This window comes from Tardiphaga sp., assembly GCF_028290785.1.
Taxonomy (GTDB): Bacteria; Pseudomonadota; Alphaproteobacteria; order Rhizobiales; family Xanthobacteraceae; genus Tardiphaga.
The window spans coordinates 1-5,449 of record NZ_JAQGJD010000162.1 but is presented as its reverse complement, the minus strand read 5'-3'; the positions used below and the strand labels follow the sequence as shown (position 1 = coordinate 5,449).

Sequence of the window (5,449 nt, the reverse complement as noted above, 5' to 3'; positions counted from 1 at the left end):
TCCTTCAGTGCCAGCGATACGATTACCAACTCGTAATCGCCTTCAGCGACATTGAACAGAGCTTCGGCCGGATTGGCTTGCACTTCGACATGGTGCTCGGCCTGCAATGTCTGCACGATGCGCTCGTAGGACGACTGTCTGTCGTCGACGATCAGGATGCGGCCGTCGCGCCCGGTCTCGGCTACCGCGTCGCGCTCCGGGCTCTGGATGCCGATTTCCATGGTCGTCAAAGCGCGCATGCGCAGCTCATCGGTGACCATCTTGAGCCGTGTCAGAGAGCGTACACGCGAAATCAGCGCCACGTCGGTGACGGGCTTGGTCAGAAAGTCGTCGGCGCCGGCTTCCAGTCCGCGGACGCGATCGGACGGCTGATCGAGGGCGGTCACCATCACCACCGGAATATGATGGGTGGCCGGATTGGACTTCAGCCGCCGGCAGACCTCGAAGCCGTCCATGTCCGGCATCATGACGTCGAGCAGGATCAGGTCGCATTCCGAACGCGCGCAGATCGCCAGCGCTTCGGCGCCGCTCGACGCGGTGATGACGTCGAAGTACTCGGCGGACAGCCGGGCTTCCAGCAGCTTGACGTTGGCGGGGATGTCATCGACGACCAGAATGCGTGCCGACATCGCAAACTCCTCAACCGATAAACCGACGAACGGTCTCGATGAACTTTCCAACCGAAATGGGTTTTGACAAATAGGCTTCGCAGCCGCCTTCGCGGATGCGCTCTTCATCGCCCTTCATGGCGAAGGCGGTGACGGCCACGACCGGGATCATGCGCAGCGCCGGATCGTCCTTGATCCAGCGCGTGACTTCGAGGCCGGAGACCTGCGGCAACTGGATATCCATCAGGATCAGATCGGGGCGCAGCTTCTTAACGAGGTCGAGGGCCTCGAAGCCGTTGCTCGTGCCGACCGTCTGATAGCCGTGGGCCTCCAGCAGATCGCGGAAGAGCTTCATGTTGAGCTCGTTGTCCTCCACGATCAGGACGGTTTTAGCCATCCCGTCCTCCAATCCCGAACTTCAACGTTCTGTCTGCGCGGAGCGATATTGCTCAGCGGCGCGGCCATGCTTTTCCAGGTGAATGTCAGAAATCGCTCCAGTCACCCTGCCGGAGCCACCCTCGTCCCGGCTGCGTTTTTCCAGTTGCTGGAAACGCTCCGGTGACTCGGGCATGATGATTCAAAATAGAGACGATAAGTTACGGAAAGGCAAACAGGCATGCTGAAAAAGCGTCAACATAACCCCAGCCAAGTCGCTGAAATCGTTGCAATTCAGGCGTTATCCTTCGTGGCCGGCGAGCCCGAACGGCTGGGATTATTCCTGTCAGAGAGCGGAATCGGCCCGGAAACGTTGCGCTCCGCTGCCAAGGATCCGCAATTCCTGGTCAGCGTACTGGATTTCGTGCTGCGCGACGACGAAACGGTGCAGGCCTTCTCGGCCTCCTCGCAACTGCATCCGACCACCATTGCGGCGGCGCGCCAGGCGCTCGGCGATCCCCAGATCGAGCGCGACATCCCGTGACCGACACCCCGCCAGAGGCGAGCGGACCGCGCTGCTTCTGCCGGGATTGCCTTGCCGACCAGGACGTGGCCCGAAAGCGCTGCAGCGTCTGCGGTTCACCGCGGCTGGTGCGGCATCATGCCCTGCCCTCGCTGACCCTGGCGCATATCGACTGCGACGCCTTCTACGCCACCGTGGAGAAACGCGACGATCCCGAGCTCGCCGATCGCCCGGTGATCATCGGCGGCGGCAAGCGCGGCGTGGTGTCGGCGGCCTGCTATATCGCCCGCACCTACGGCGTGCGCTCTGCGATGCCGATGTTCAAGGCGCTGGAGCTGTGCCCCTCCGCCGCGGTCGTGCGGCCGGACATGGCGAAGTATGTCCGCGTCGGCCGCGAGGTGCGCCATGCCATGCAGGCGCTGACCCCGTTGGTCGAACCGCTGTCGATCGACGAGGCGTTCCTCGATCTGTCGGGCACTCAGCGGGTCCACGGCATGATCCCCGCCAAAGTGTTGGCCAAATTCGCCGGCGAAATCGAGCGCAACGTCGGCATCACCGTGTCGGTGGGCCTGTCGGTCAACAAGTTCCTAGCCAAGATCGCCTCCGACCTCGACAAGCCCAGAGGCTTCGCCGTGCTCGACCAGGCCGATGCGCGCGCCATGCTGGCCGACCGGCCGGTCGGCTTCATCTTCGGCGTCGGGCCGGCGACCGCCGAAAAGCTGTCGCAACGCGGCTTCCGCAAGATCGCCGACCTGCAGAGTGCCGACGAAATCGATCTGATGAAGCAGTTCGGCGGCGAAGGCCGGCGGCTGTGGCGCCTCGCCCGCGGCATCGACGATCGCGACGTGGTGCCGGATCGCGGCGCCAAGACCATTTCCAACGAGACCACTTTCAACGAGGACATCCGCGACTTCGCAACGCTGGAGAAAATCCTCTGGCGGCTGTCGGAAAAGGTCTCGTCACGCTTGAAGAGCGGCGAGCTCGCCGGCACCACCGTCACGCTGAAACTGAAGACCGCGGACTTTCGCCAGCGCACCCGCTCGCAATCGATTCATGCGCCGACGCAATTGGCCGCAAAAATCTTCGCCATCAGCCGCGAAATGCTGGCGAAGGAGATCGACGGCACCGCGTTCCGCCTGATCGGCACTGGCGTCAGCGCACTGACGCCGGGCTCGCAGGCCGGCGACACCGACATGATCGACCGCCGCTCGGCCCATGCCGAGCGCGCCATGGATGATCTGCGCAAGCGATTCGGCACCGCGGCGGTGATCCGCGGTATTGCCTATGACGGGCCGGAGAAGGCGCAGGAGTAGCTGGCACTCGTGCCCCGGACGCGACGCGATACGCAGTATCGCTTCGCAGAGCCGGGGTCCCGGTACTCTTGCGTAACCGGGATCCCGGCTCTGCGCAGCAGCATTACACGCTGCAGCGCGTCCGGGACACCAGGATCACTTGCAGGGCTTCGAGGCCTTGACGTTGAACTTGCCCAGCGTGCCGCCGATGACGAAATCGTTGTAGTCCAGCACCAGCGAGCGCGATACGCCGTTCTCGTAGAGCTCGAACGACATCGCATAGACTGGGGTCTGCTCGCCGCTATTGGGCTTGGCCGACTGGTCGTAGTAGCTGACGGTTACCGGCCAGCGCGTCAGCGACTTCATCGCGTCGCTGTCGGTCGATGGATCCGGCGTCGCAATCTTGCGGTCGCCGGGGATCGCCGCGCCGATCACCGTGAGGGTGTTGTAGACCTTCTCGCCGGTGTCGGAGCCGTCATAGACGCTGAGTTCGAGCACCGATTTGCCCTCGCGGGCGGCGGCGATGATGCGGTGGATCTGCTCAGTCGGAAATACGGTGGTGCCCGGCAGCGTGAAGGTCTTCACCACCGGCTGCTTCAGCTTGATGGTGACGTGGTCGCCGTCGCGCTCGGCGACGCCGTCGATCATGCTGGGATCGCCGTCGTTCATCCTGGTGTCGATCTTGAAGCGGTAGCTCTTGCCGGCGCCATCTTCCCAGCTGGTGGAGCGCAGGTCGCTCAGCGTGTTCTTGCCTTCGCCGCTATCCAGTTCGGACACCTGGCGGAAGTCCGAGGTGTAGCCCTCGCAGGCGCTTCCGGTGAAGTCATAGAGGATACGGCCGTTGGCGCTGTTGATGGTGGCGTTACCGCGCGCCTTCAGCAGCTTCAATTCGTACAGCGCCTGATGCGCCATGAACGGCGCGCTGGCGGCGGCGTGGGCGACGCCGGGAGCAACGATAACAGCCAGCGCCAACGAGGCCGCCCGGAGGCGCGAAAGAGGCAATGTGCGACGCATCGGGTTTCCCTGGATTCTTGAATTGCGACAATAGAAAGCGCGCCATTGCGCCGCAACTACGGCAACGCGGCCGCCGACCCCAAAAAGGACTATGGAACGGCCGCATTTTCCGTGAAGCTGCGGCCTGGGCGAGCCCGATCACGGCGAAAGCACAGTTTCTGCGACGGCCGTCGCGGCGCTGCGGCGTCGTCCGATCGTCACTTGCATGTCCGGACGCGATGGGTGAAACAGGCCGGGCCTGAGTACCTTGACCGGAACAATTCAGGCGCAACATTCAATTATTCGGGGATTACCATGGCAGGAACGGTCGAGCAGAAACTTGCGGCAATGGGCGTCACCATTCACGAGCCCGTCAGCCCGGTGGCGAATTACGTCGGCTTCGTGCGCACCGGCAACCTGCTGTTCGTGTCGGGCCAGATCTGCATGGGGGCCGATGGCCAGTTGATCGCCAAAGGCAAGCTCGGCGCCGGCGTCACCCTCGAGCAAGGCGTCAACGCCGCGAAAGGCTGCGCCATCAACCTGCTGGCCCAGGTCAAGGCAGCGCTCGGCGATCTCGACAAGGTCGTGCGCGTCGTCCGCCTCGGCGGCTTCGTCAATTCGACGCCGGATTTCATCGACGCCCCGAAGGTCATCAACGGCGCGTCGGACCTGATGGTCGCGGCCTTCGGCGACAAGGGCCGCCACGCCCGCGCCGCGGTCGGCGTTGCCTCGCTGCCCGCCGATTGCGCGGTCGAGATCGACGGCGTGTTCGAAGTCGCCTGATCGAGGAATCGACGATGCGCGCACCTGACTGGCTGACGGCCCGCCCGGTCGCGCATCGCGGGCTGCACGATCGCGCCCGCGGCATCGTCGAGAACATGCCCGGCGCGATTCGCGCGGCCATCGCGGGCAATTTCAGCATCGAAGTCGATCTGCAGCTCACCGCCGACGGCGAGGCGATGGTGCATCACGACGACCAACTTGGCCGCCTGACCCAGGGCTCCGGCGCCCTGCTCGGCAAGACCGCCACCGAGCTGAAGCAGATCACCTTCAACGACACTTCGGAAAAAATGATGTCGCTGAGCGACCTCTGCGCCTTGGTCGATGGTCGGGTCGCATTGGTGATCGAGTTGAAAAGTCACTTCGACGGCGACCGCAAACTCGTTGCGCGGACAGTGGAAATCCTGAAATCCTATCGCGGTCCGGTAGCCGCGATGTCGTTCGATCCCGACCAGGTGCTGGCGCTGCGCCAGATGATGCCGGAGCTGCCGCGCGGCATCATCGCCCAGCGCAGCTACGAGGATGGCGAGTGGCTAAGGCTGGCCCCGGCGCAACGCCGTGGCATGCTGCAGCTCCGTCATGCCTTCACCACCCGACCGCATTTCGTTGCCTACTGGGTCAACCAATTGCCGGCCCCGGCCCCCTGGATCGCGCGCCGCCTGTTCGGCTGCGCGCTGCTGACCTGGACCGTGCGCACGCCGGAGCAACGCGCCACCGCGGCCGCCCATGCCGACCAGATGATTTTTGAGGGGTTTGTGCCGGAAGCCTGACCCTTGAAGTCGTTAGCGCGATGCACAATTCTAGAAACGGTCACCGCGATGGCTGATCGCAACTGACCGGGGCTTGATGACATCGTCGGACATAACGCTGGAAGCCGT

At 63.9% G+C, this 5,449-nt stretch carries 8 protein-coding genes; 4 read left to right on the top strand and 4 right to left on the bottom strand.

What is annotated here, in order from left to right; genetic code table 11:
- The 3 genes from JWR89_RS09555 to JWR89_RS09545 all read right to left on the bottom strand — a co-directional run.
- A partial coding sequence (locus JWR89_RS09555) for a response regulator (RefSeq protein ID WP_299714841.1) occupies positions 1-629 on the bottom strand: 629 nt, incomplete at its 3' end.
- A 10-nt stretch (positions 630-639) separates the two neighbouring features.
- Positions 640-1,005, bottom strand: a complete 366-nt coding sequence (locus tag JWR89_RS09550) for a response regulator (RefSeq protein WP_299714838.1) — start codon at positions 1,003-1,005, stop codon at positions 640-642.
- A gap of 21 nt (positions 1,006-1,026) precedes the next feature.
- The gene (locus JWR89_RS09545; RefSeq protein ID WP_299714836.1) at positions 1,027-1,179 is read right to left on the bottom strand and encodes a hypothetical protein; all 153 of its coding nucleotides are present in this window, start codon (positions 1,177-1,179) and stop codon (positions 1,027-1,029) included.
- A 48-nt stretch (positions 1,180-1,227) separates the two neighbouring features.
- Here JWR89_RS09545 and JWR89_RS09540 point away from each other — a divergent pair, with 48 nt between their 5' ends.
- Both JWR89_RS09540 and JWR89_RS09535 read left to right on the top strand, forming a co-directional pair.
- Positions 1,228-1,527: a DUF3572 domain-containing protein gene (locus JWR89_RS09540; RefSeq protein ID WP_299714844.1), complete on the top strand. Its 300-nt coding sequence runs from the start codon at positions 1,228-1,230 to the stop codon at positions 1,525-1,527.
- A complete protein-coding gene (locus tag JWR89_RS09535; protein ID WP_299714833.1) occupies positions 1,524-2,819 on the top strand; it encodes a DNA polymerase IV in 1,296 nt (431 codons plus the stop codon). Before JWR89_RS09540 ends, JWR89_RS09535 begins: the two co-directional genes overlap by 4 nt.
- A gap of 135 nt (positions 2,820-2,954) precedes the next feature.
- Here JWR89_RS09535 and JWR89_RS09530 read toward each other — a convergent pair whose 3' ends face one another.
- On the bottom strand, positions 2,955-3,812 hold the full coding sequence (locus JWR89_RS09530) for a cell envelope integrity EipB family protein (protein WP_299714830.1): 858 nt from the start codon (positions 3,810-3,812) through the stop codon (positions 2,955-2,957).
- 294 nt (positions 3,813-4,106) lie between these two features.
- Between JWR89_RS09530 and JWR89_RS09525 the strand changes: the two genes are divergently transcribed.
- Together JWR89_RS09525 and JWR89_RS09520 are read left to right on the top strand one after the other, a co-directional pair.
- Positions 4,107-4,574 carry a RidA family protein gene (locus tag JWR89_RS09525; protein ID WP_299714827.1) on the top strand — a complete coding sequence of 156 codons (468 nt, stop codon included), beginning with the start codon at positions 4,107-4,109 and terminating at the stop codon, positions 4,572-4,574.
- A gap of 14 nt (positions 4,575-4,588) precedes the next feature.
- Entirely contained in the window at positions 4,589-5,341 is a 753-nt protein-coding gene (locus tag JWR89_RS09520) for a glycerophosphodiester phosphodiesterase (protein WP_299714825.1), read from the top strand.
- Positions 5,342-5,449: the final 108 nt, after the last annotated feature.

Excerpts from the sequence above, each read along its gene's own strand:
- JWR89_RS09545 (WP_299714836.1), bottom strand. The coding sequence starts at position 1,179 with ATGCCCGAGTCACCGGAGCGTTTCCAGCAACTGGAAAAACGCAGCCGG.
- JWR89_RS09525 (WP_299714827.1), top strand. The coding sequence starts at position 4,107 with ATGGCAGGAACGGTCGAGCAGAAACTTGCGGCAATGGGCGTCACCATT.
- JWR89_RS09530 (WP_299714830.1), bottom strand. The coding sequence starts at position 3,812 with ATGCGTCGCACATTGCCTCTTTCGCGCCTCCGGGCGGCCTCGTTGGCG.
- JWR89_RS09550 (WP_299714838.1), bottom strand. The coding sequence starts at position 1,005 with ATGGCTAAAACCGTCCTGATCGTGGAGGACAACGAGCTCAACATGAAG.
- JWR89_RS09520 (WP_299714825.1), top strand. The coding sequence starts at position 4,589 with ATGCGCGCACCTGACTGGCTGACGGCCCGCCCGGTCGCGCATCGCGGG.